We start from the raw sequence: 22,512 nt of genomic DNA, 5'->3' as shown, positions 1-22,512 counted from the left end.
GGCTTTGGTTAATTCATCAAAATCAACCGGTAAATCGAGTTTATCTTCGGGCAGGCAACCTCCAGAAGGCCCGCCTGTCTGAACCGCCTTAAACTTTTTACCGTTCCTGATACCTCCGCCGATATCGTATATAATCTTTTTTAACGGAGTACCCAGCGGGACTTCCACCAAGCCGCTATTTTTTATCTTGCCTACTAAAGAGAAAACCTTAGTGCCGTAATTATCTTTTGTCCCTATACTTTTGAACCAATCAACACCCTTATTAATAATTAAAGGGACATTGGCATAAGTCTCCACGTTATTAAGGTTAGTAGGCTTTTCCCAAAGTCCGCTTACCGCGGTTTTAATATATTTCAATCTCGGTTCGCCTACCCTTCCTTCTATGGCCGTCATAAGAGCGCTTGATTCACCGGAGACAAAAGCACCTGCACCACGGTGCACTTTGACTTTAAAGCTGAAATCAGAACCGAATATTTTATCTCCCAACAAACCGTAATTTTCCGCATCTTTAATAGCTTTAAGGATATTATCCAGTGCGAGCGGATACTCCTGCCTTACATATATAAAACCTTCTTTTGCGCCGATGGTATAACCGGCAATAATCAAGCCCTCAAGAACCGAGTGGGGATTGCCTTCCAGGACGCTTCGGTTCATATAGGCGCCGGGATCTCCTTCATCCGCATTAACCACCACATACTTTTCTTTTCCCGGCGCATTCTTTGTGGTTTCCCACTTAAGGCCGGCCGGAAAACCACCGCCTCCTCTTCCCCTTAAATTAGCTTGTTTAATCTTTTCCAATACATCATCCGGTGACATGTCGGATAATACTTTGCCCAGAGCAGAATAACCACCCACCCCGATATAATCATCAATATTAACAGGGTCAATCCTTGTATTGTTCGCCAAGATAATCCGTTTCTGGTTTTTATAAAAAGGTATTTCATGCTCAAAAGGAACCGGCTTACCGTTTTCATCCTTATACATCAAGCGTTCAAGCTGGTTACCCTTAACGACTGTTTCGGAAATGATTTCCGGGATATCCGCCTCTTTCACGCTCAGGTAACATATTTCTTCCGGGAAGATGACGATAATCGGCCCGCGTTCGCAGAATCCGTGGCAACCGCTCGGTCTAAGAATGACCTTGCCTTTAAGATTCTGTTTATCTATCTCCTTCTGAAACGCATCAAGAATCTTCTGGGCACCATAAGCACGACAGCCGGTGCCGGCGCATACGGTGATAATTTTCTTGCCGGCGTATTTCGACTCGGTCTGCTTGCGAATCGCCTCGATATCCGCTACTGATGTTATTTTTTTCATATGATTATCTTTCTCTATTCGTAACTATTAAGTATGTTATCCAATTCCGTCCCCGATGGGTTGCTGTAATATTTATCATCTATCGATAAAACCGGGCCCAAAGCACAACAGCCGATACAATTCACCGTTGCCAGGGTAAACTTTTTATCTTTAGTGGTTTTATTAACCTCGATATTAAGTTTCTGGGCAACCCTATCCAGAAGAACCGGTGCCCCACGCACGTGGCAGGCAGTCCCCAGGCAAACCGTAATGGTATGCCGCCCGCGCGGCTCCAGGCTGAACGCTTTATAAAAAGTCGCGGCGTGGTAAACCCAGGTAAGAGGAACGCTTAACTTTTCCGCCACCGTGGAAAGCGATTCCTTAGACAACCATTTTTCTTTCTGCTGGATATCAAGCAATATCTGTATCAATGCACCCTTATCACTGTGATATTTATCTATGATATTGCTTACTTCCAAATTACTTTTATCTGTCATCTTATTCTCCTTAAAATATATCTAATTATTCTCTGACTGTTAAATAATCGAACATCTTATCCACTTTACCTGCCTTACTTACGGCTATCAATTTCTGGTAAACCTTTTGGATATCTTCCAGCCTTATATCGCGCCCACCTAGGCCATAAACGTAATTAATCATGAGAGGCGCTTTGTCAAGCCCGTACATGGCGGCTTTAACTTCCGTGAAGGTCGGCGTGCTACCGGCGCCAAAGGCATCAACCCGGTCCATTACGGCAATAGCCTTAAGGTGCTTTAAAGCAACCCTTATTTCCTTAGCCGGGAAAGGACGGTAAATCCTTGGCTTTAAAACCCCGACTTTGATCCCTTTCGCGCGGAGTTCATCGACAACCATCTTCGCCACTCCGGCCGCAGAGTTAATAATCACTATGCCGTATTCGGCATCTTTCAGTTTGTATTCTTCAAACAATCCGTAACGACGCCCGGAAATCTTGGCGTATTCATCAGCGACTTCCAGTATCTTATCTTTGCTGTTCAATAACGCCTGAGAATGCTGGCGCTTATGCTCTGTATAATAATCCTGCAGAGCGCAGGCTCCTATGGTTATCGGCTTGGCAATGTTTAACAAATAATTGTCCGTCTTGAATTCCCCGATAAACTTGCGGACGACTTCGTCATCAAGCACCTCCACCCTTTCCACGGAGTGGGTAATAATAAATCCGTCCATACTAACCATAACCGGAAGACGGATAGATTTATCCTCTGCGATGCGAATAGCCTGAATTAAATTATCATAAGCTTCCTGGGCGTTTTCCGAGTATATTTGAACCCAGCCGGTATCACGCCCACCCATAGTATCATCGTGGCTGCAATGAATATTAAGCGGCGCGCTGAAGGCACGGTTGGCGACATACATCACTATCGGGGTGCGCAACCCGGAGGCAATCGGAAGCATTTCCCACATCAAGGCAAACCCCGCAGATGATGTCGTGGTCATCGTCCTGGCGCCGGCCGCGGATGCGCCGATACAGGCGCTCAGCGAACTATGTTCGCTTTCAACGGCTACATATTCCGTTTTTACTTTTCCGTTAGCGACAAAATCCGCGAATTCCTCAACAGCTTCTGTCTGGGGGGTAATCGGATAAGCCGCCACCACATCCGGGTTTATTTGGCGCATGGCTTCGGCAATCGCATTGTTGCCGGTCATCGCCATAAAACGCGCAGATTTTATGCTTTTAGCTGGACTGCTCTTTTTCTTAGTTTGCAAGTTTGACATCTCAATCCTCCTTCTTCTCTTCTACCATTTTTATGGCTTTATCTGCCAACGGGCATTCTTCGGCGCAAATGCCGCAACCTTTACAGTAATCAAGGTCGATATCAACAATTTTGCCTTCCTTTAATTTAATACAGCCTTCGGGGCAATAAACCCAGCAGATAAGGCAATTAGTGCATTTTTCTATGTTTCGAACCGGCACTAAATTCCGCCATCCACCGGTCTTGTATTCCAGAGAACTACCCGGAGTATCAATCACTGAACCCTCCGGTATTTCTTTCACTGTCATCTGTTTCTTCATTCTGATGCTCCTCTATTTATTATCCGTTTAATCTATCGTATCCCTGTTTTATAGAATTAAGATTCCCTTCCACCACCTTGGCGGAAAACTTCTCGCCGAACGAATGTTTTATATCATCCAGCAATCCTTCCAATCCTATTACATTGGTTGCTTTAACGATTGCCCCAAGCATCGGCGTATTGGGCATTGGTCTGCCAAGCATAGCGATGGAAATGCCCGTGGCATCGACCGTATAAACCTTACTGCCGTTGGCAAGCTTTAATTTCTTGCGCATTTCATCAGCCGTCTTGGGCGTATTGATAATAATCGTCCCGCCTTTATTAAGCCCTTCGGTAACATCCACCACACTCATAAGCGACGGGTCAAGCACCACAACCACATCAGGGCTGACCACATTGCAATACAAGGAAAAATTATTATCACTGACGCGATTATAAGCACGTATAGGAGCCCCCATACGTTCCGGGCCGAATTCCGGCATTCCCTGGGCGTATTTCCCTTGTAAAATAGCCACCCTAGCCAAAGTTCTGGCGGCCAGCATCGCGCCCTGTCCTCCGCGCGCATGCCATCTTATCTCTGTCACTTTTGCCATATTTACACTCTCCTTATCTCATCCCGATACACGTCGGGGAAAATTACACGCAATATTTAAGCAGTCTAGCCAATTCATCTTTCAAGCGAGGGCGCTCGATAATCATATCTATCAAACCGTGTTCCATCATGAATTCCGAAGTTTGGAATCCTTTTGGCAATTCCTGGGCAATAGTCTGGGCAATTACCCTGGGCCCGGTAAACCCGATTAACGACTTCGGCTCGGCGATCATAATATCGCCCAGCCCGGCAAAGCTGGCCATAACACCTGCCATGGTCGGATTGGTCAAGACGGAAATATATACTACGCCTGCTTCGTGGAGGCGTGCCAGTGCCGCGCTGGTTTTCGCCATCTGCATCAAAGAAAGGCATCCTTCGTACATTCTGGCTCCACCGCCCGAACCGGATACGATTATCAAAGGAATCTTAAGCTCCGCGGCTTTCTCAGCGGCGCGGGCAACCTTTTCGCCCAAAACAGACCCCATGCTACCCATTATAAACCTGGAATCCGTCACGCCGAGCATAATATCAATCCCATTTATTTTACCCTTACCGGTAACAATGGCATCTTTCAATCCGGTAGCTTTTTGCGATTCGGCTATTTTTTCCCTATATGAACTAACCGCGGTAAACTGCAAAGGGTCGGTGGAACTTAAATTCATCCAGTATTCCTGAAATGTCCCTTCATCTACCAACAACCTGATACGCTCATCACTGGTAATAGTAAAATGGAAATTGCACTCCGGGCAGGTATTTAACCTGTCTATCACGGCTTTTTTCTGGATAAGATTGCCGCAACTTTCACATTTAGTCCATTGTCCATCCGGCACTTCCGATTTACGGTGAAAAACAAAACGCCTTAAGCCATCCCATCCCATAAAATTATTCCTAATTATCCCTTTGCTTTTCTTCCAGAATTATTTTAATGGTTTCTTCTTCCGGCCCGCGCCTTACTTTTATTTCCACTTCATCACCGGGCTTATGTTTTTGTATAAGTTCCTGCAGGTGATTTATATTATCAACTTTTTCGCCAGCGAGTTCAAGAATAATATCACCTTCCTTTAAATCAGATTTAGCTGCGGGCGAACCGGCATCTATTTCTTCAATCAACACAAGATTATTATTTTCCTGCTTTGCCAGGCGGATACCCAGATAGGGCACATTATCATGAGCCAGGGCGGTTTCCATAATCGTTTCACGCGCCTTCAAAGTCACCGGCAATGTAACTTCTTTTCCATCCATTTTAAGCTTGATATTAACCACCGATCCGGCCGGATAAACCCCGATAACTCCCCAGAAACGCCTGTCGCTGTAAACAAAATATTCATCAACCTTAATAATATAATCCCCTTCTTTGAATCCCGCTTTATCAGCAGTTGAGCCCTTGGCAATACCGGTTACTTTTACCGAAACCTTATTGGTTTCCGCATCCATATCCAAATCTGTCTTTATATCCAGCCCTTTTATTTCTCCGTGAGCCACCCTGCCGCCGTCTTTAAGCTTAGGCAAAAACTTCTTAACCTGATTTGCCGGTATCGCATAACCTATGCCTGTATTGGCAACGATAAAACCGAAACGCATTTCAATCTTGCCGTTTATGCCGACAACTTTCCCGTCCAGTGTAATAAGCGGACCGCCTGAATTTCCCGGATTAATCGGCGCATCCGTCTGGATAGCATCCGAATACGTATCCTGGTTTAAATGCATTGCACTAATTACCCCGAAGGTAAGGGTCGGAGCGGAATCATACATCGCCATGCCAAAAGGGTTACCCAAAGCGATAACCGGCTGCCCTATTTTCACGGAATCAGAATCACCCAATTCCAAATACGGCAAATCTTCTTTTGCGTTAAGTTTAAGAAGAGCGATATCGCCGCGCGGATCATAGCCGATTATTTTCGCTTCGTATGACTTACCGTTTGCTGTATAAGCCTCTAATTTATCAGCTTTAGATTTTTCAATCACGTGATAGTTGGTCAAGACATAACCATCAGCGGAAATGATAACGCCTGAACCACCCCCGATAAAAACATAAGAGGGAATGGATTTTTGGGTGATTTCCACGACTTTCTTTTGGAGTTCCTTAGCCGCTTTAATCCCATCAGCATAATCAGCCGTAACAGGCTGGCAAATAAATAATGCCGTTATAAGTAAAAATACCGCACAATAAAAATATTTCTTCATGACCTTTGTCCTAACATCGCTTCCAGTTCGATTATTTCACCTTTACGCTTAATTTTCAGTTTAACATTATCATCGACCTTGGAATCACGGATAAAATTAATCAAATCGCGCCATGTATTAACTGCGCGCCCGTTAAACTCAAGGATGATATCATCCTTTTTAATACCGGCTTTATCTGCCGCGGCGCCATCAATCACCATATCCACGATCACACCCGGTTCGTCAAAAGACCCTTTGCTAAACTGGATACCGAGAAACGGAACGGGTGTCTTTTCCATCTTTTTTCCGTCTTTCAAATCAGGAATCAAGCCATTAATAGCCGAAGCCTCTACAGCAAGCCCGACTCCGGAATTCCAACCCCATTCAACCGGGCGGGCAAATAATCCTGCCATCCCAATGAAATTACCGTCAATATCAAAAATCGGCGCGCCTAGGTTTGCGTAATTAATTCCCGCATCCACCTGCATGGCCTTACCACTGACTAACCTGTCCAGGGCACTCACCACACCCACCGTCATTACAGGATTCGCACTGGTCGGGTCGGGATTATTACCCAAAATGACCGTCCACTGCCCCACTTTAAGATTCCCTCCTTTATTTAGCTCCAGGTTAAATCCGGGTAAACCCTTTTCTGTCTTAAGCAATGCCAAATCCAAATCCTGGCACCAGCCGATAACCTTTGCACTGTATTCTTTCTTATCCGTATCAGTCTGCCGGATAACCTTGATTTCCCTTATTTTTCCATCAATATTATGATAACTTGTCAGTATATAACCGTTAGATGGCTCAATCAGCACTCCGGAATAAAGCCCGTCAGGCCTGGTGGAATAATCAGTAAGCTCTTTCATCATATCAGGCGGCACGGGTTTCACGACACCGGGCTCCCTGGGCAATGGCGTGGGATCCGGAGTTTTGGGCTTCTGTTCATAAGTCACCTTTAACCCCACCACATAAGGAGACAGCTTATGGAAAATATGTTCAAAGGAAGGCGCGCTTGAAAGCTTTAAATCATCCTTCGGATTAGACTTTTCCATGTATTTTGCCAGAAGTGGTTTTATCACTTTTGAAGGAATAGCAATCCCCAAACGGCGTGATTTGGAATATGAAAGTATGATTAAACCCCGTATTTTACCTTTCGCGGAAACCAAGGGGCCTCCGTCAACACCTCCATTAACCGCAGCGGTTGTTTCTATCACCTCGCCTTTATATTTACCGGTCAGTTTTTCCAGGTAATATTTGCCCTCTTTTTCCAAGGAATAAATACCGCTTATCACGCCGACCGCCAATGACACCTGGTAATCATTATTTATGCTGCCCAGGACATTGCCGAAAGTATAAGCGGTTTCGCCCACCTTAATCTCTTCAGAATCGTCAAAAGACAATGAGGGAAGATTGGTCGCGCCTATATCAAGCAGGGTTATCTCCTTGTTTTCATCGGTGAATACGGCTTGGGCTTTATAACGGCGACCGTCTGAAAGGAAAACCGTGATATTTTTAGCCTTTGGCGGGACGACGCCGGTTATGGTAAGAACCAGCCCGTTCTCATGGATAATTGCACCTGTGCCGTAAAAATTAAGGAGATTTCCTCCCTGGCTTAATTCGCAGTTAATTCCAACGATGGACGGAGAAACCGCCTCCCACACCCCGGTATGAACGGTTTCCGTATCACCCGGCCAGGCAATCCCAACGAGCAATATAAATGTAAAGCAAACCCAAAGAGATAACCTGGCTATCTTCAGTCTAATCATAGCATGCCTCTTAAATCTATTTACCATAACATAAACCGAAGATTAAGTAAAGGAAAAAATACGGTTAGCCTGCTTAAATCACATCTCTTTTCCACTTGACAGTCCAAAGGTAAATAGTATAATCGTCAATAACTGGATTTAATGGATATGAAACGCTTATTGGTTGTTGGTTGCTGGTTTTTAGTTGTTAGCCTTTGGATTGTATTTTCAGGCTGCACGGCTAAAGTAACCAGTAACGAACAATCAGCAACGAGCAAAAAGCCTTCACCCCCCGCTACTGGCTACGCGCTGCTAATAGAACAACTAGGAAACGACGACTGGGAAAAACGCGATGCCGCGGAAAAGGAATTAATCACTCTGCTCATGCCCGATGCTCCTGATTTCACACTTATTACAGAAACGAATAAAACAACCGCTAACGCCGAGATAAAAAGCCGCACAGAACGGATTATCAGATATGTTACGGTAAAACCTTATCTCTCCGAACACATCCGCGAAGAAACACCGGAAATATGGGACAGGTTAAGCAAGGACGATTCACAGGAACGCCTGAACCTCCTTTATGATATCACCGGGGATAATTTCAGCATTCCTCGCCAGTGGACTCCGGAAGAACTAAAGAACCTACCCCAGGCCGAGCCGGCAAAATATATCCGGAAGGTCACGGACGACGAAAAAGCGCTAATCATCAAAGGGTTACTCAAAGGCATCAGCGAACCTTCCACGGATTTAAAATACGCCTTCCTCGGCGCCGCCGGACGTTATTATACAACTGTGATACTGGCTGATATCATTCCCCTTTTTAACGATGAAGATAAGGATATAAAAAAGCAAGTCGCTCAGGCCTTGCCTAATCTGCGTGTGGAAACTGAGGGGAAAAACTATATCGCGGCTTTGACAAAATTACTGGATCACAAAAAAGCAAATATCCGCGTCTGGGCGGCAATTGCGTTGGTTGAATCAGGCGCAAAGGACAAGGTCACCCAGGAGGTAATCAAGGAAATGAAATCTACCCTGGATAACGAAACAGGAGAATACAGGAAACGCCTTGAATCCGCACTCAATAAACTCGGCGCACCTAAAGAATAAAACAAATGAAACGATTGCTTATCTCCTCCGCAAACTCTGTATCTCTGTGGCACTATCCCGGAAATCTTATCTTCAAACTTTTAGCCTTCTTATACAAACTTGCGCGGTCATACTTAAGCAAACGCGAAGCTTCCGCAACATTATTATTACACCTTTGTAATGTTTCTGTAATAATATTTCTCTCAAAAGAATCCCTCAACTCTTTTAAGCCTGCCGCATGGCTGTCTGCAAGAGAAAAGGAGGGAATATAGCTTCTGATTGTCGCCGATAGCATTTCCTCTGTGATGATTTTTGCTTGTGAATATAATACGGATATTCTTTTCATCTCATTTTCCAGCTCACGAACATTACCGGGCCAGGCGTAGGATGCGAGAAGAGCAAAAGCAGAAGGCGAGAAACGAGACGTGACCGGCAATAGATGGGACGAAAAGCGGCCATGTTTTTGCAGGAAGTGCTGGATTAACAATGGGATGTCGTCTTTGCGGTCGCGCAGGGGAGGAAGAGTAATTACAATCGTATTAATCCGATAGAATAAATCTTCCCGGAATAGTTTTTGCTGAACCATCTTTTCTATATCCTGGTTAGAAGCAAAGACAAAACGCGTATCAACCGGGATAGATTTTTGGTCACCTACCCGCCAGATGAGTTTTTCCTCTAATACCCTCAATAGTTTTTGCTGCATCGCCTGAGACATATTAGCAATTTCATCTATAAAAAGAGTCCCATTATCGGCTAATTCAATATAGCCTTTCCTTTCTTTTTCCGCTCCGGTAAATGCGCCTCTAGTATGGCCGAAAAGCGTCGTTTCTATAAGCGGCTCCGGAGTTGTGCCGCTATTGAAAGCCAACCATGTTGTTTTAGCTCTCAAACTGCGGTGATGAATAATATTGGCAACCAATTCCTTGCCTGTCCCAGTTTCTCCCTGGATTAACACCGGCAAATCCGTAGGGGCTATTTTTTCGATTAAGTTCCAGGTGTCATGCATCACCAAGGAATTACCAATAATTATTTCCTTATAAGATGCGTTTTCTGAACGCTTCCGGAAAACATCTGACAGGCTATCCGGGATAGGCACGGATAATAAAATACGGTCGGGCTTAAACGATTGCCTGCTGAAATCAGTCGTTTGCAACTGCCGATGGATCTTATTGAATTCCCGTATTTTCTCATATAACCAAATCGTATCAAGTTTGTCGAGAATGGGTTTAATCCGTTTTTCGATCATTTCGGCTTTTTCAGGATATCCCTTAAGATGGAAACTTTTGCTTAACAGAAGGCCGGATTCACAAACCAGGCTACGAAGCTTTAACCGCGACGCTTCACGGAACAAATTTCTCAATAACTGAATAGCCGAATCCAACCGCCCTTCCAGAATATCAATTATCGCCAGATGCGTTCTCGCCTCAAGAACACCCCTGAAAAAACTGCATTGTTCGCCGATTTTAACACATTCCAAAAATGATTTCCGCGCATCCGCGTAATCTTTTCGTGCGATAAGATATTCCCCTTTAAGATGATAATAATCTAACATCCCTATAGAATTACCGCTAAACATGGAAGGCAAAATATCCGGTAATTCTTTTTCAATGATTCCACCGGCTTTTTCCAGTTCGTTTGTATAAAGATAACAATATGCTAAACCTGTAAGTGTAATAAAATATTGTTTTTCACTTAAAGGGTCATTTTTAGTTCCATATTCCTTATAATAACGGTAGACTTTCTGGTAGTGTCCAAACGCTTGCCTGGTATTCCGTATGCCCATAAAAACACGCCCAAGCATATTGGAAGCAAGGACCTGGTGAGAAGAGGAAAGGTTTTTGGAAATCAAGCTTGCCTTATTCAAAACATCTAATGCCTGGGAGTATTTCTCCAAATAGAAATAAGCACTCGACAAAAAGTAATACAAAAGATACTTGTTTACACTGGAACCGGAAAAGGAAGAAAGTGATTTTAAAACGGGCTCTCCCATCCGAGCTGCTTGGACATATTTTCCTTTGGCTAAAACAGACTTCATTAAAACGAGGAAATCAGATAATTGTTTTTGGGGTTTCATGGCATTAGTATATATACAAAGTAACCAGGGAATTGTCAAATGAATATCCCGGCCATCAGGGCAGTCTGGAACTCTACTGAACACCTACACACGTAGCATTTTCAAACTCTAAATAAGAACTATCCGCTATCTTTACTCCGGCGCGCTGGCCTCCGCCAATATCCCCGGCCAGTTTATAAACAATATAATAGGTTTTAGTCGTGGTCGTTACCTGCCATTGCCGCATATTAAGATAACAAACACCGTTAACAAAACCGCCTTTAGTTATCAGGATATCATTAGCATCCCAGAACCCGTTGTTATTATTTTCCACCCATATTTGCACTTCTATTTTATTATCAGGAACGGGAGTAGTAACACCAGTAATGCCTTTATCTATGCGGAAACGTTTCCAGTATGCCGTGCCAAAATCCGTTTTCATATTAAATTTAACATGACAGACAGACTGTCCCATTCTTACCGGCGTGTTACCGTTAGTTAATGCGGTCCAATTGGAAGTCGTAACCACTGCGGCGGTGGAATATGTAATAGTTACCCAATCCAATAACGGCGTCTGCTGGCTATCTGCGGTGGAAAGATTCGCCCGCCACCTGAGATCGCTTGCCCGACCTACGACTGGAATAGCGAAATCATTCGTTGGTGTTACCTGATACCAATTTGTGCCGGAATTAGCGGTGATTTCATAGGTAATCGTTGTATTTGCTGGCAAAGTTGCGGAAACAGATAGTATTACAGAATTAATCGTATCCGGTGTGTTATCCACCGTCAAAGAACGGGCAATTGCCGGTGTCGTATATTCGCTGGCGGAAATTATGTAAAAAGCGCCCGTGTTTTGGTAAGCCGCTCCGCTCCAGCCACCCCAAACAATCATCTTAGTTCCGGTATATACGGCATCATGCCTGGTGTTATTAGGCGCGCCGGTGGTAGTCGGTTTAGTCAAATCCCATGTATTAGTTGCTGGATTATAAAATCCGCCGTTATTATATCCTACACCGTCAAAACTGTCATCACCGCCCCAAACAATCATCTTATTGTTAGTGCTGTCCCAAACCGCACTATGGGCTAACCTTGCTGTAGGAGCACCGGTAGAAGTGGGTTTAGTTAAATCCCATGTATTGGTTGCCGGATTATACGAACCTCCGTTATTATAACAGCTATATTCTTCAAAGTCAACATCATACCATGCACCACCCCAGACAAGCATCTTGTTATTAAGACTATCCCAAACTGCATTATGTGACTCTCTTGCAGAAGGGGCGCCAGTAGTGGTAGGTTTGGTCGTATCCCAGGTGTTGGTTGATAATGTCCAGATACCGCCATTATTTACATCACTTTGGCTGGCATCTATCCAACCACCCCAGATAATCATTTTATTATTAGCGCTATCCCAAACTACACTGAAACAATCCCTTGCCGTAGGAGCACCGGTAGTGGTAGGTTTAGTCGTATCCCAAGTATCGGTCGCCGGGTCATAGATACCGCCGTTATTCAAATCAGAACTGCCATTCCAGCCTCCCCAGACAATCATTTTTGAGCCTGTCCAGACAGCACGGTGATATCCTCGCGCAGAAGGGGCATTAGTAGTAGTTGGTTTTGTCGTATCCCAGGTGTTAGTTGCCGGGTCGTAGACACCGCCATTATTTTTAAAACCTCCGCTATCTTGCCCGCCCCAAACAATCATTTTGGAGCCTGTCCAGACAGCGCTGAAATTTGCTCTGGCGGTCGGGGCATTTGTAGTGGTAGGCTTTGTCGTATCCCATATATTTGACGAACCGCCGCTGATGAGGGACACCAAACCTGTCACGGTATTCCAGTTAGCCGTGGTATTGACAACATCTTTATAGTTGTTGTTTGAAAAAGATTCGGTAAAGCTAAAAACCATTTGGGTCTGGGCAAAGAGGAATAAATTCCTTCCTGCCGGATAAATCATAAAACATGCCAGAAAAAGCAACATTAAAACAGGAATCATTTCTTTATGGTTTTTGCTTTTCATAAACCGGCTCCTTATTCGTTAGGGCCTAAATTTATATTCGGATACGGCATTCCATCATCCTTTTATCAACTACAACGCGGTTTTTTTCCAGTTAACTAAATAACCACCCTTGAAAAAATAATGTTCTTTTGATTTCATTGGGTTAAGAATCACATAAATCCATTCCTGTTCTGCCTGCTCAACAAGCACATTTTGTTTCTTATACGGCTTAATTACTTTTAATGAAGGCTTGCCTTTCACAGTAAGAATATCGCTTGGCGTTAACGGTGGACATGACAAATTATTCCGGTTTCGGAAGTTATTCTTCTTCAGAAAGCTAATTGCTCTATCCATAATTTTCATTTCAGCCAGTTTAAGTTGCTTATCACCCTATATTAATATATAGCAAATATCGTGCCAAGTTTTTCTGCAACACCATAGTTTTTTTTATTGCTATAACCGAATGTAAACACAGCGGTTACGATAAAACACCTCATGACGAATAAGACAGAATCATAATACAAGTTGTAGCCAAAAGCCTACAATTGTTGCGTTTTGCCGACAAGAGATGTATTAAACCGGTAGGACAAAAGGAGAAACAATTCAATCCTGTGTGACTTCACCGTTGCCGTGGATGTCAATCCGAACTCCAAGATATTTCGGCAATGGCTTTATAATATTAACATCCAGATACGCCTTGCAACAGGCCAGGAATTCGCGCGCATTGTTATAATTGGCGCTGAGATACCTGCGCCGGTCTGATTTCACCCCCACCGCGCCAATCCCCATCTTATTGGCAATATATAGCGCGCGCGGGAGATGGAATTCGTTGGTAATAACAACCATGGAACGGACGCCGAAGACATCCCGCGCCCGGTAACAGCTGTCGTAGGTGCGAAAACCCGCATGGTCCATGAAAATATCCTCGCACTTTACACCGCATTTAAGCATGAACGCCTTCATCACATTGACTTCGTCATATTGCTTGGTGCCGTGGTCACCAGATATCAGGAGTTTCTTCACCTTGCCGAGCCTATATAATTCGATTGCTGTCAGCAACCTGTCTTCAAGGATATCGGAAGGCTGGCCGCTGTTCCAGACTAAAGCCCCAAGAACCAGACCGACCTCGCACGCTGGCACCTCATTAATATCATAGATACGATTGCTATATCCAGAAGCGATGCTATGGTTCATCATCACGGCGCTTATAGACAGAAGCAGAGCTAATAACGCAAGAGATGCGCTTACAATACGCAATTTCCGGGAAACGACCATAATACTGTATATCGGCAAAACACGGGCGAAGGCTAAAAGCCACTCACAAACTTAATCGCGTAAGCAGGAAAGCGATGAAAACCCCTAATCAAAAGTTATCGCAGCCGATTACACTAAAAAAAATCGGCATTGCAAAAAATTTCCCTTGACAAAACAGGAATATAGTGTATATTTATTATATTACGAGTTCAATATGAAACGAACGAAAAAAATATTTTCGGATTTTTACTTTGGGACAAAGAATAAACTTTATCCGGATGACACCATTAAAAATTCAGCGCCAGGCAAAACACTCTACAAGAATTATTACGAGTTGCCGCACCTATTGAAAAACACACGCATTGCCAACAGCTCGTTTTGTTGTAATAAAGGGGGGTTGGCCTTTTAGTTTTTACGGGGAGACCGGTTATTACCTTAGCACTTAGGTAGTGTCTTTTTTAGAAATGAAATTAACAAGGGAGGGATTTTGTCGCATTTTTTGTGAAATACTCATTATACAGCGTTTTACGAGCCCATAATTTACTGCGGAAAGGGAAAGAATATGAATATGAGTCGTAATTTCTGTAAGAATATTTTAGATAATATTTCTCACGGAGTGTATGTCATAGATAACAAGGCGAAAATCAGGTACTGGAACAGATCTATGGAAAAAATAACCGGGATAAGGTCTCAAACGGTGACCGGGCATCCCTGTACTAATAAAAAATTCTTCTATTTCGACCGCAGCGGCGACCATTCCTGCAACCAAAAACAATGTATTCTATTAAATTCCATAAAATATGGCTGCGCCGACGAAAAAGAATTTTACCTTCATCACAAAGACGGCTACCAGGTGCCGATTTACCTGCGTGCCGCACCGCTCAAAAATGCGCATAATCAAATTATCGGCGCGGTGGGCCTGTCTTGTGTTAATATCTATAAAATGGCCGGCATCAAATATGCGACGGAACAAGAACTGCTGGCGTATATTGATCCTCTGACCGGGGTAGGCAACCGGCGCTATTTGGAAATGAATATCCAAAGGCGGCTGGATGAGCTTTCCCGTTATTCATGGAAATTCGGGATTTTCTTTATCGATATCGATCATTTCAAAAAAGTCAACGATAAATACGGGCATGATACTGGCGATGAACTGCTTAAGATTATCGCCGGCGTCTTGAAGCGCAATTTACGGCCATATGATTCACTCGGGCGCTGGGGCGGAGAAGAATTTATTGCCACCGTCATGGGAATCAACCAGGATTCAATTTCCACCCTGGCAAACCGCTTGCGCCGTGCCGTTGAAGAGCATAAATTTATGGTTCGTATTTATAATATCAAATTTACCATCTCGATAGGTGCGATTATCGGGAAAACAACCGATACCGTAGATGGAGTAATAAAAAAAGCTGATAAATTGATGTATCAAAGCAAAAAAGCTGGGCGTAATTGTATATCAATTGATACGGGAACCAGGTTGGTTGCGCAGGCAGGGGGCAAATAACCAGCTTTTGGAATGGAAATTATTGCGTGTATTTTAAAAAGATACCGTAATAAAAAGGAGGTTGTCCAGATGCTACAAATCGAAATCCAGGAAAACACGGAAAAGAACGCCATCATATTTTCGCTCGAAGGGACCATCGATGTTTATTCATGCCGCCAACTTGAAGATTCCGTCAATAAGCTAATAAATGAGGGGAAATATAAAATCGTCGTTGACCTGTCTAAAGTAAATTATATGACCAGTGTCGGGGCCGGGATTTTCATGGGCGTCCACGCCGTCACCAAAGAAAACAAAGGCAGTATTATATTGGTTAACCCTCATTCAGAAGTCAAAGATATATTTAGATTACTGGGGGTGGATAAGATAATTGACATCGTACCCGATATAAAAACGGCTCTTAGCAAATTGAATTCCTGATGTTTCGCTATTATAACAACTCATCCGATTATCAGTTTATCTGTTTAATGCGCCTATCTGGCATTATAGCCCTATCGTTTCGCCAGTTAATCATTTGATTAGGAGCAGGAAAAATATTCTGGCAAGCCGCTCGCCTACGCAGAAGGCCATCCCGCCGAAAAGGAGGATGGTTCGGTTGATTCCGCCGAAGATAATGAAAGATAAAATGGGTATAAACGAGTGGCGCTTCATAATTTCCTTGCTTTTATCCCGCTTTTAACTAAAATATCTTATTATGTTCTACGAAAAAGTATTCAGGGCGCTTAATAAGGCAAAAGTTAAATATGTAGTCGCTGGCGGGATTGCGGTGAATTTACATGGCATTCCACGCATGACGCAAGACCTTGATTTATTAGTTGTCCTAACCCAAGATAATGTAAAGAAATTAGTAAAAGTATTAAAATCTTTAGGATACAGGTCGAAATTACCGTTAAATCCCGAACTTATTGCAGACCCCTTTACACGCCATCAATGGATAACCGAGAAAAATATGAAGGTTTTTAGCTTTTATCACCACCGTATTCCTGTCCAGGAAATTGATATTCTGGTGACTGCTCCTGTAAAGCCGGAACAGGCATTAAAAAGAAAAATAACCAAACGTGCCCGTAATTTATTAATCCCGATCGTGGCAATTTCCGACCTTATTAAGATGAAGAAGAAAGCAGGACGAACTACTGATTTATCCGATATCGCAATGTTGAATTCGCTTGCTAAGGAAAAGGCTAAATGACCCTATGAAAAAAGGTATTGTTTACACATATCCGAAGGAAATATTACGTAAATTCCGCGATGCTTCGCCTGAATGGAAACTTAATTGGCTGGAAGAGGTTAATAAACTTACTTTTCGGGCATTAACCGACAAAGAAAAGAAGTTCAGGGAAAAGATTAGAAAAGGAATGGTTAAATAATACCATCGGCATTCGCCATATCTAACCCCCCGCAATAGCAGCTGCTGACTGCTACGGAGGACGGGTTAAAACCGGTGGGGCAGGACTTACCACTCCCATCTGGCAAAGAGGAAATAAATCCCCACCCAAGTTTCCTTTATCCCTAAATCGCATAAAGCCGTGCCTGCATACTAACTCTCCATAATGGATAATCACTCTAACGCATATCACTGCACTCTAATAACAGCGCCCCTTATAACCAGCCAAGCATATAATCCACATAAGGCAATCACTAAGCGTGGTTCCCCATACCTACCATATGCTCCATTTATACTATATGTGGGTGCTACATAGGGGGTATGTCCCCCCTACATAATACGAATGCTATATCTACTTATATTATATCTTATTATTACTTAAATCTTATCTAACCATAATATATACTATAGTTAGGCATTAGATATTCTATGTGTTAATATTACACATTATTTGTGTTATTGTTATATATACCATATCTAATAACTATATATTATTAATCTAACACCATAATATAGTTTATCTTATCTCAACATAGGTATATTGTTGGTATTACACATAGTTAATGTGATTAATACACATATCATAGCTGGGATATCTTGTTGGGTGGGAGATACGATTGGCATAAATTATTCTTGACATATGCATAATTTATTTCTATAATGCCTTTATCTGTTGGCGGACGGAATATTGCCGCAGGATTGATATTCCTGATAATTAGCCTGTGCCGGGTTACTCACGGGGCTATAACTTGCTTTGGATTTTAACCCCCTCCCCTACCCGGCGGGAGTGAAGAATAACAGGCTCATCCCTCATGACCTTTGGGTCTTGGCGGTGAGTATTAACGAGGAGGTGAATATGCCGGACAAGATACTAACCCATTTTATAAGGCACTTAAGCCCAAGCGATTGGTCTCCGCAAAGGATTGCCGAACAGTGGCGTGACGGTTTTCACGTCAATGCCGAACGCATCAACGAAAAACGCAAGATGAAAATAAAGAACGAGGAGGATTACCAATCGCGCCTGGTCGGGGTGGCGACCAAGAAATACCGGAATATGGTCCATCCTGATTTTGTCAGCCGGGCCGGGCTGGACGCCAATGACATTATTACCAAGCATTCGGCTAACTTAAGCCGCTCCTACAAAAAATACCAGTCCAAGATAGACGCGGCATACGAAACGGTTGACGGGATTCCTGCCAAGCGGTTCAAAGATGCGGTTGACCACAGCAAGGAAAATTACGCGCGAGGCATGGCCGCCCGGACGCTTATGTTTACCGGCACGCGTGCGGAAGGGCTGGGGATTGCACCATTAGTCGCTTTATGGCTGACCGCGGATTCGATTGTGGAAGGTATCTTGCAATCATCCGACAAACTGATTGCCGGCAACCCGTTCTGTTTAACCAAGCTAAGAAGGAAAGGCTCGTTTAAAGCCGCGATTAACCAGAGAATCATACAGGCAGGCTCGGCTATTGTCAAAAGCGCTTACGGCCAGGATATAATCAAGGTGCAGAACGACGAGACCAACGAGATGGTGCAGGGGTTTGTTGACCCGGCGTTGAATTTATACCCGTTTGAAACCGGCGGCAAGTCGTTTATCAATTTCGCCAACGACCCGGTGAAGCTTTTTTACCTGGAGATGAAAGTAACGCAAAAGTGAATTAGCGATGTGTCCCGTACGAGTGTCTATATCCTTTCCGTTTCAGAGCTATTTACCACTTTTGATAGCCATTGGATATACAAGTGGCGAGGAAGTAGATATCCCCGCAGAGGCGCGGAGTGCACAGAGAATACTCTATAGAAGTTTCATTCCTTCGCCTTTTCTATTTCTTCATCGGAAACGCCTAATTCCTTTAGCGCGGCGCGGGCGCGGGATTTGTAACCATCATGCCAATTTACCGCGATGATATTAATATCATCTACTATATCCTGGGTTACCTTATCCTTTGCGCCAAGCTCGACGAGTGCAATAGCAAAAAGCCCTCTAAGTCCGCCATAACCAGGATAATTAAATCCCATTAGCCTTATTATTTTTGTGATTGATTCTTTATCTCCCAGCTTAGCAAGAGTCATAACAGCATAGCCTATCATATACAGGTCTTTGTCATTTAATAATTTTCTCATTGCAGGAATAATTTCTTTGTCGCCGAGTTGCTCAAGCGTTTTCACAGCGCACTGGCGAACATCATGATGCTCGTCTTCCAAGAGTTTTATTATCTCGGGAACAGATTCTTTAGCGTTAAGTAATCCAAGAGCGCTAACCGCAGACCACCGAACATCCCAAGCACCATCCTTTAGGAGCTTTATTATATCAGGTATGGCTTCTTTTACTCCTAAATAACCAAGGGCTTGAGCGACTGAACCGCGAACGTATCCGGACTTTAAGAATTTCATTAAATCGGGAATAATTTCTTTGGCGCCAAGGCGGCCAAGAGCCACGACAGCGCACATATGGACATATTCATTTTGACGGTTCATAAGTTCCTTTATTCTAGGAATAGCTTCTTTCGCCCCAAGTTTTCCAAGAGCTTCCGCAGCTTTTGCGCAAACATAGTTATCATCTTTTAGAAGTTTTATGACGTATGGAGCAGCTTCCGGGATGATATCGCACCATCCTCCTTCAATATCCGTGCTGGAAGACAGCGGGTCATGATACAGTTCACCGCTAACTATAGAGAGAATAATTTGTTTCTGTTTGTCGGATACTCCTTTAATATTATCTTGGATAATCTCGCCAATCAAACCGGCAATATCAGTGTTTAATACTTTATCTTTATATATAAATTTAATGGGTTCAAACATGTCTTTTTGATTTGTGCCAGTAATCTTTTGAAGGCATCCAAACCTGCCGCTTGCGTCAAGTTTAGTTAAATCGCGGTAGATATCAGGGAATTCCTTCAAGAAACTATCGGAGAACTTTACCCGCTTTCTGATTTTAATTATGTCATAAATACGGATGGCACGGGTACGGGTTTCCGGGTCATTGCTTTCTGCGGCTTCTTTAACGGCCGGTTCTATTTCGCCTATTGTGTCTGCGGGCCAGTCTTCCAGTTTCTTTTGAGCGGATTCCCGTGTTTCCCAATCATCGCCACCGAGCTGGGAAATTAGTAGCGAGTATTGAGTAGCGGGTATCGAGGGGTTTTGATCTTCCCTGGCTACTGGTTTCTCCGTCTGACAAGATGCAATCAATAACACCATACCGCATATCAGCACAACATACTTCATAGGATTGAGTATACTTCTAAACAAGCCGCTTGTCAAGAGTGAAATGGTAATACACGCGCCAGGTGAGGAATAATAAAATTAATCCCTATCAACTTAGTTCCTTATCTACTTATTACCCGACTATTTCGTCGGGGTAGGCGTAGGTGTCGGCGTGGGCGAAGGCCCGGGAGCAGGCGCCGGCGCAGGTGCCGGGTCAGGGGTTGGCGTCGGCGTGGGCGAAGGAGTCGGGGTCGGAGAAGGCTTGGGCGTAACGGGCGGCGGAGGCGGCTTTGAACGGCGCGCCCTGGATTGGGCAAACGAATAGCTGATGTCAAATTCAATCACCAAAGGAATCCTTCTTGCAACTAATTCCCAGGGGGTATTTTTCCACTGGACGATAATTTTAGCAACCCCCTCAAGTGCTTTAGCCAATTTTTCCTCACCGTCTTCGTCCTTAACATAAAACCTGAATTCTTTACGGCCGGTCATCATCTTTACTGATTTTTTCAAATCCTGCCGGAGATTGGTTTTGATATAGTCATCTTTATCCTTGAAAGCGAACTCCAGGTGGCAAAGGCAATCGGCATTTCCTACGATATAACCGTTTTCCCAGTTGGCGTTCTTGGGTTTTTTCAACTGCTCTAAATAGGCCTTATATTGTTCCAGGTTAAAACGCTCGACATAATATTGTGCCAGCGCAACCATGGCGTGCGCCCTGAACCGTAAAACACCTTTTCCCCGGTTTTCTTCCAGCACCTTTTCCGTTTCGGCAATCCGCTCGTCGTATTTTTTGATTACCGATTCCACCTGCTTAAGCACGGCCGCGGAGGCCTTTTTCCCTTCGCTGAAGATTGTTTTTAAATCGCGCGGGATATTACCCATTACGCCAATCGCTTTGCCTTCGTCCTTAATAAACTGGTAAAGCGGGTCCGATTTATAAAGCTCTTCATAATAAAGACGGGAAACCAGCGCCGGCCCCAAAGCCGGGAAAAGCTTGGTATAAGAAGTACCGCAATCGTGGGCCTGGTTTTTCTCGCACCAGATGCACTTATGAAGTTCGCAGAAAGATTTGGCATCCCCTCCGCCCGGCGGGTAATACATATAATATTTACCGCCGCTATAGGCTGCCAGGCGGCCCAGGCCATAATAACCATATCCGGAAGAGACATACTGATTAAGGAAATAACGCGGGATGATAAAAGAACCGGCGCGGCTATACCTGTGAAGCTCGGAATTCGCAGAATCAGTCGAGACACGCCCGCCTGATTTGCGTATTGATACATACAAATTATGCTCCTGGAAACCCGCTCCGCCGCTTATGACATCGAGCGTCATATTCCCTTTGAGCATAGACAGGGTCTTTTCCAAATCATATTCTATGTTATTGTTTTGCAGCGTAAAAAGGACTAGGTGTTTTTTGTGCGGATAATCTTTGAATGATTCGACACAAAACCTGGTTGCCTCGCAATAATCCTTCGGGTTGTCATCGGGCGTCCGGCATATCTCACTGATTGCCTTGCAGGCATTTTTAAGTTCCTTATCGGCTTTGGCAACTATTTCAGGCTTGGAGGAAAATTTGACAACCGCCATTTGAAAAGATCCAGCCTTACGGAATGTTTTATCAATAGCCTTGGACAGCTCTTCGTGGCATTTCTTATCCTTTACATAAGTAGTATTATCAACCAGCCAGATAATCAGAGGCATCCCATTGGCATCCTTGCCTCCTTTGGAAGCATTCCCCGTCCTTTCCGAACAAATACGCGCCACAATCTGGTTGATATCCAGGTTATAAACCGTAATATCCGACGAGCGAATAACCTCTTCAGGTTTTACAGGTTCTTTTGGCAGCGGCTCTTCTATTTCTTCTTCCCCGTCTTCTACTATCCCGTCATCCTCATTTAATCCCTGGTCTTCACCTAAACCGGCCCCTTCCCCTTCTTCTTCCCATCCTTCTATCGAACCCTCCAAATCTTCGATAAAATCCTCGTCTACCCCTTCTTCCTCAGCATTCTGTGTTAATATAAACCCGTTAAAACAGGCTATTAAAATAATGATGCAGATAACTACCACTCTCATTGATTGCTGAATCATAATCCACTATTTCCCAACATACTACATAATAAATTATACCATGCTATTGCAAAAACACCTAATAGTTTTATACTATATTTAACTCCGATTCTAAG

21 protein-coding genes and 1 pseudogene (1 of these 22 running past the window's edge) are annotated in these 22,512 nt (G+C 43.8%); 7 read left to right on the top strand and 15 right to left on the bottom strand.

What is annotated here, in order from left to right:
• The 8 genes and pseudogenes from HY811_03895 to HY811_03860 all read right to left on the bottom strand — a co-directional run.
• A pseudogene (locus HY811_03895) lies at nucleotides 1–1,317 on the bottom strand (NAD(P)H-dependent oxidoreductase subunit E) (it extends 610 nt beyond the left edge of the window).
• A 14-nt stretch (nucleotides 1,318–1,331) separates the two neighbouring features.
• Nucleotides 1,332–1,793 carry an NAD(P)H-dependent oxidoreductase subunit E gene (locus HY811_03890; GenBank protein ID MBI4833946.1) on the bottom strand — a complete coding sequence of 154 codons (462 nt, stop codon included), beginning with the start codon at nucleotides 1,791–1,793 and terminating at the stop codon, nucleotides 1,332–1,334.
• Nucleotides 1,794–1,818: 25 nt separating this feature from the next.
• A complete protein-coding gene (gene porA, locus HY811_03885; protein MBI4833945.1) occupies nucleotides 1,819–2,988 on the bottom strand; it encodes a pyruvate ferredoxin oxidoreductase in 1,170 nt (389 codons plus the stop codon).
• Between the two features lie 64 nt (nucleotides 2,989–3,052).
• Nucleotides 3,053–3,337, bottom strand: a complete 285-nt coding sequence (locus tag HY811_03880; GenBank protein MBI4833944.1) for a 4Fe-4S binding protein — start codon at nucleotides 3,335–3,337, stop codon at nucleotides 3,053–3,055.
• Nucleotides 3,338–3,368: 31 nt separating this feature from the next.
• Entirely contained in the window at nucleotides 3,369–3,941 is a 573-nt protein-coding gene (locus HY811_03875) for a 2-oxoacid:acceptor oxidoreductase family protein (protein MBI4833943.1), read from the bottom strand.
• A 43-nt stretch (nucleotides 3,942–3,984) separates the two neighbouring features.
• A complete protein-coding gene (locus HY811_03870; GenBank protein ID MBI4833942.1) occupies nucleotides 3,985–4,818 on the bottom strand; it encodes an acetyl-CoA carboxylase carboxyltransferase subunit beta in 834 nt (277 codons plus the stop codon).
• A gap of 10 nt (nucleotides 4,819–4,828) precedes the next feature.
• Nucleotides 4,829–6,124: a trypsin-like peptidase domain-containing protein gene (locus tag HY811_03865; GenBank protein MBI4833941.1), complete on the bottom strand. Its 1,296-nt coding sequence runs from the start codon at nucleotides 6,122–6,124 to the stop codon at nucleotides 4,829–4,831.
• Nucleotides 6,121–7,872, bottom strand: coding sequence for a trypsin-like peptidase domain-containing protein (locus HY811_03860; GenBank protein MBI4833940.1), 1,752 nt, complete (start codon nucleotides 7,870–7,872; stop codon nucleotides 6,121–6,123). Before HY811_03860 ends, HY811_03865 begins: the two co-directional genes overlap by 4 nt.
• A 147-nt stretch (nucleotides 7,873–8,019) precedes the next feature.
• On the opposite strand from HY811_03860, the gene HY811_03855 reads away from it, so the two are divergent.
• Nucleotides 8,020–8,961: a HEAT repeat domain-containing protein gene (locus HY811_03855; GenBank protein MBI4833939.1), complete on the top strand. Its 942-nt coding sequence runs from the start codon at nucleotides 8,020–8,022 to the stop codon at nucleotides 8,959–8,961.
• A gap of 52 nt (nucleotides 8,962–9,013) precedes the next feature.
• Here HY811_03855 and HY811_03850 read toward each other — a convergent pair whose 3' ends face one another.
• From HY811_03850 to HY811_03835, 4 genes are all read right to left on the bottom strand, one after another.
• The gene (locus HY811_03850; GenBank protein MBI4833938.1) at nucleotides 9,014–11,014 is read right to left on the bottom strand and encodes a sigma 54-interacting transcriptional regulator; all 2,001 of its coding nucleotides are present in this window, start codon (nucleotides 11,012–11,014) and stop codon (nucleotides 9,014–9,016) included.
• A 73-nt stretch (nucleotides 11,015–11,087) separates the two neighbouring features.
• Nucleotides 11,088–13,007: a hypothetical protein gene (locus tag HY811_03845; GenBank protein ID MBI4833937.1), complete on the bottom strand. Its 1,920-nt coding sequence runs from the start codon at nucleotides 13,005–13,007 to the stop codon at nucleotides 11,088–11,090.
• Nucleotides 13,008–13,076: 69 nt separating this feature from the next.
• Nucleotides 13,077–13,340: a hypothetical protein gene (locus tag HY811_03840; protein ID MBI4833936.1), complete on the bottom strand. Its 264-nt coding sequence runs from the start codon at nucleotides 13,338–13,340 to the stop codon at nucleotides 13,077–13,079.
• A gap of 249 nt (nucleotides 13,341–13,589) precedes the next feature.
• Entirely contained in the window at nucleotides 13,590–14,261 is a 672-nt protein-coding gene (locus HY811_03835) for a YdcF family protein (GenBank protein ID MBI4833935.1), read from the bottom strand.
• Nucleotides 14,262–14,454: 193 nt separating this feature from the next.
• On the opposite strand from HY811_03835, the gene HY811_03830 reads away from it, so the two are divergent.
• From HY811_03830 to HY811_03820, 3 genes are all read left to right on the top strand, one after another.
• A complete protein-coding gene (locus HY811_03830) occupies nucleotides 14,455–14,649 on the top strand; it encodes a hypothetical protein (GenBank protein ID MBI4833934.1) in 195 nt (64 codons plus the stop codon).
• A gap of 159 nt (nucleotides 14,650–14,808) precedes the next feature.
• Entirely contained in the window at nucleotides 14,809–15,744 is a 936-nt protein-coding gene (locus tag HY811_03825) for a sensor domain-containing diguanylate cyclase (GenBank protein MBI4833933.1), read from the top strand.
• Between the two features lie 69 nt (nucleotides 15,745–15,813).
• Nucleotides 15,814–16,161, top strand: a complete 348-nt coding sequence (locus HY811_03820; GenBank protein MBI4833932.1) for an STAS domain-containing protein — start codon at nucleotides 15,814–15,816, stop codon at nucleotides 16,159–16,161.
• 90 nt (nucleotides 16,162–16,251) lie between these two features.
• Here the strand turns inward: HY811_03820 and HY811_03815 are convergent, their stop codons facing one another.
• On the bottom strand, nucleotides 16,252–16,392 hold the full coding sequence (locus HY811_03815) for a hypothetical protein (protein MBI4833931.1): 141 nt from the start codon (nucleotides 16,390–16,392) through the stop codon (nucleotides 16,252–16,254).
• Between the two features lie 43 nt (nucleotides 16,393–16,435).
• On the opposite strand from HY811_03815, the gene HY811_03810 reads away from it, so the two are divergent.
• The 3 genes from HY811_03810 (at nucleotide 16,436) to HY811_03800 (ending at nucleotide 18,782) form a co-directional block, all read left to right on the top strand.
• The gene (locus HY811_03810) at nucleotides 16,436–16,930 is read left to right on the top strand and encodes a hypothetical protein (GenBank protein MBI4833930.1); all 495 of its coding nucleotides are present in this window, start codon (nucleotides 16,436–16,438) and stop codon (nucleotides 16,928–16,930) included.
• 4 nt (nucleotides 16,931–16,934) lie between these two features.
• Entirely contained in the window at nucleotides 16,935–17,108 is a 174-nt protein-coding gene (locus HY811_03805) for a hypothetical protein (GenBank protein ID MBI4833929.1), read from the top strand.
• An 873-nt stretch (nucleotides 17,109–17,981) separates the two neighbouring features.
• On the top strand, nucleotides 17,982–18,782 hold the full coding sequence (locus tag HY811_03800; GenBank protein ID MBI4833928.1) for a hypothetical protein: 801 nt from the start codon (nucleotides 17,982–17,984) through the stop codon (nucleotides 18,780–18,782).
• A gap of 146 nt (nucleotides 18,783–18,928) precedes the next feature.
• On the opposite strand, the gene HY811_03795 is transcribed toward HY811_03800, so the two are convergent.
• Nucleotides 18,929–20,383 (bottom strand): HEAT repeat domain-containing protein, encoded by a 1,455-nt coding sequence (locus tag HY811_03795; protein ID MBI4833927.1) that lies wholly within the window; start codon nucleotides 20,381–20,383, stop codon nucleotides 18,929–18,931.
• 84 nt (nucleotides 20,384–20,467) lie between these two features.
• The gene (locus tag HY811_03790) at nucleotides 20,468–22,417 is read right to left on the bottom strand and encodes a hypothetical protein (GenBank protein MBI4833926.1); all 1,950 of its coding nucleotides are present in this window, start codon (nucleotides 22,415–22,417) and stop codon (nucleotides 20,468–20,470) included.
• Nucleotides 22,418–22,512 lie beyond the last annotated feature (95 nt).

It is taken from the genome of Planctomycetota bacterium, assembly GCA_016207825.1.
In the GTDB taxonomy this organism is placed as follows: Bacteria; Planctomycetota; MHYJ01; order JACQXL01; family JACQZI01; genus JACQZI01.
This window is presented reverse-complemented; position numbering and strand designations above follow the sequence as displayed.

Excerpts from the sequence above, each read along its gene's own strand:
- HY811_03875 (MBI4833943.1), bottom strand. The coding sequence starts at position 3,941 with ATGGCAAAAGTGACAGAGATAAGATGGCATGCGCGCGGAGGACAGGGC.
- HY811_03810 (MBI4833930.1), top strand. The coding sequence starts at position 16,436 with ATGTTCTACGAAAAAGTATTCAGGGCGCTTAATAAGGCAAAAGTTAAA.
- HY811_03845 (MBI4833937.1), bottom strand. The coding sequence starts at position 13,007 with ATGAAAAGCAAAAACCATAAAGAAATGATTCCTGTTTTAATGTTGCTT.
- HY811_03840 (MBI4833936.1), bottom strand. The coding sequence starts at position 13,340 with ATGGATAGAGCAATTAGCTTTCTGAAGAAGAATAACTTCCGAAACCGG.
- HY811_03855 (MBI4833939.1), top strand. The coding sequence starts at position 8,020 with ATGAAACGCTTATTGGTTGTTGGTTGCTGGTTTTTAGTTGTTAGCCTT.
- HY811_03830 (MBI4833934.1), top strand. The coding sequence starts at position 14,455 with ATGAAACGAACGAAAAAAATATTTTCGGATTTTTACTTTGGGACAAAG.
- HY811_03870 (MBI4833942.1), bottom strand. The coding sequence starts at position 4,818 with ATGGGATGGGATGGCTTAAGGCGTTTTGTTTTTCACCGTAAATCGGAA.
- HY811_03860 (MBI4833940.1), bottom strand. The coding sequence starts at position 7,872 with ATGATTAGACTGAAGATAGCCAGGTTATCTCTTTGGGTTTGCTTTACA.
- HY811_03850 (MBI4833938.1), bottom strand. The coding sequence starts at position 11,014 with ATGAAACCCCAAAAACAATTATCTGATTTCCTCGTTTTAATGAAGTCT.
- HY811_03835 (MBI4833935.1), bottom strand. The coding sequence starts at position 14,261 with ATGGTCGTTTCCCGGAAATTGCGTATTGTAAGCGCATCTCTTGCGTTA.
- porA (MBI4833945.1), bottom strand. The coding sequence starts at position 2,988 with ATGGCGATGACCGGCAACAATGCGATTGCCGAAGCCATGCGCCAAATA.
- HY811_03890 (MBI4833946.1), bottom strand. The coding sequence starts at position 1,793 with ATGACAGATAAAAGTAATTTGGAAGTAAGCAATATCATAGATAAATAT.
- HY811_03820 (MBI4833932.1), top strand. The coding sequence starts at position 15,814 with ATGCTACAAATCGAAATCCAGGAAAACACGGAAAAGAACGCCATCATA.
- HY811_03815 (MBI4833931.1), bottom strand. The coding sequence starts at position 16,392 with ATGAAGCGCCACTCGTTTATACCCATTTTATCTTTCATTATCTTCGGC.
- HY811_03865 (MBI4833941.1), bottom strand. The coding sequence starts at position 6,124 with ATGAAGAAATATTTTTATTGTGCGGTATTTTTACTTATAACGGCATTA.
- HY811_03825 (MBI4833933.1), top strand. The coding sequence starts at position 14,809 with ATGAGTCGTAATTTCTGTAAGAATATTTTAGATAATATTTCTCACGGA.
- HY811_03800 (MBI4833928.1), top strand. The coding sequence starts at position 17,982 with ATGCCGGACAAGATACTAACCCATTTTATAAGGCACTTAAGCCCAAGC.
- HY811_03880 (MBI4833944.1), bottom strand. The coding sequence starts at position 3,337 with ATGACAGTGAAAGAAATACCGGAGGGTTCAGTGATTGATACTCCGGGT.
- HY811_03790 (MBI4833926.1), bottom strand. The coding sequence starts at position 22,417 with ATGATTCAGCAATCAATGAGAGTGGTAGTTATCTGCATCATTATTTTA.
- HY811_03805 (MBI4833929.1), top strand. The coding sequence starts at position 16,935 with ATGAAAAAAGGTATTGTTTACACATATCCGAAGGAAATATTACGTAAA.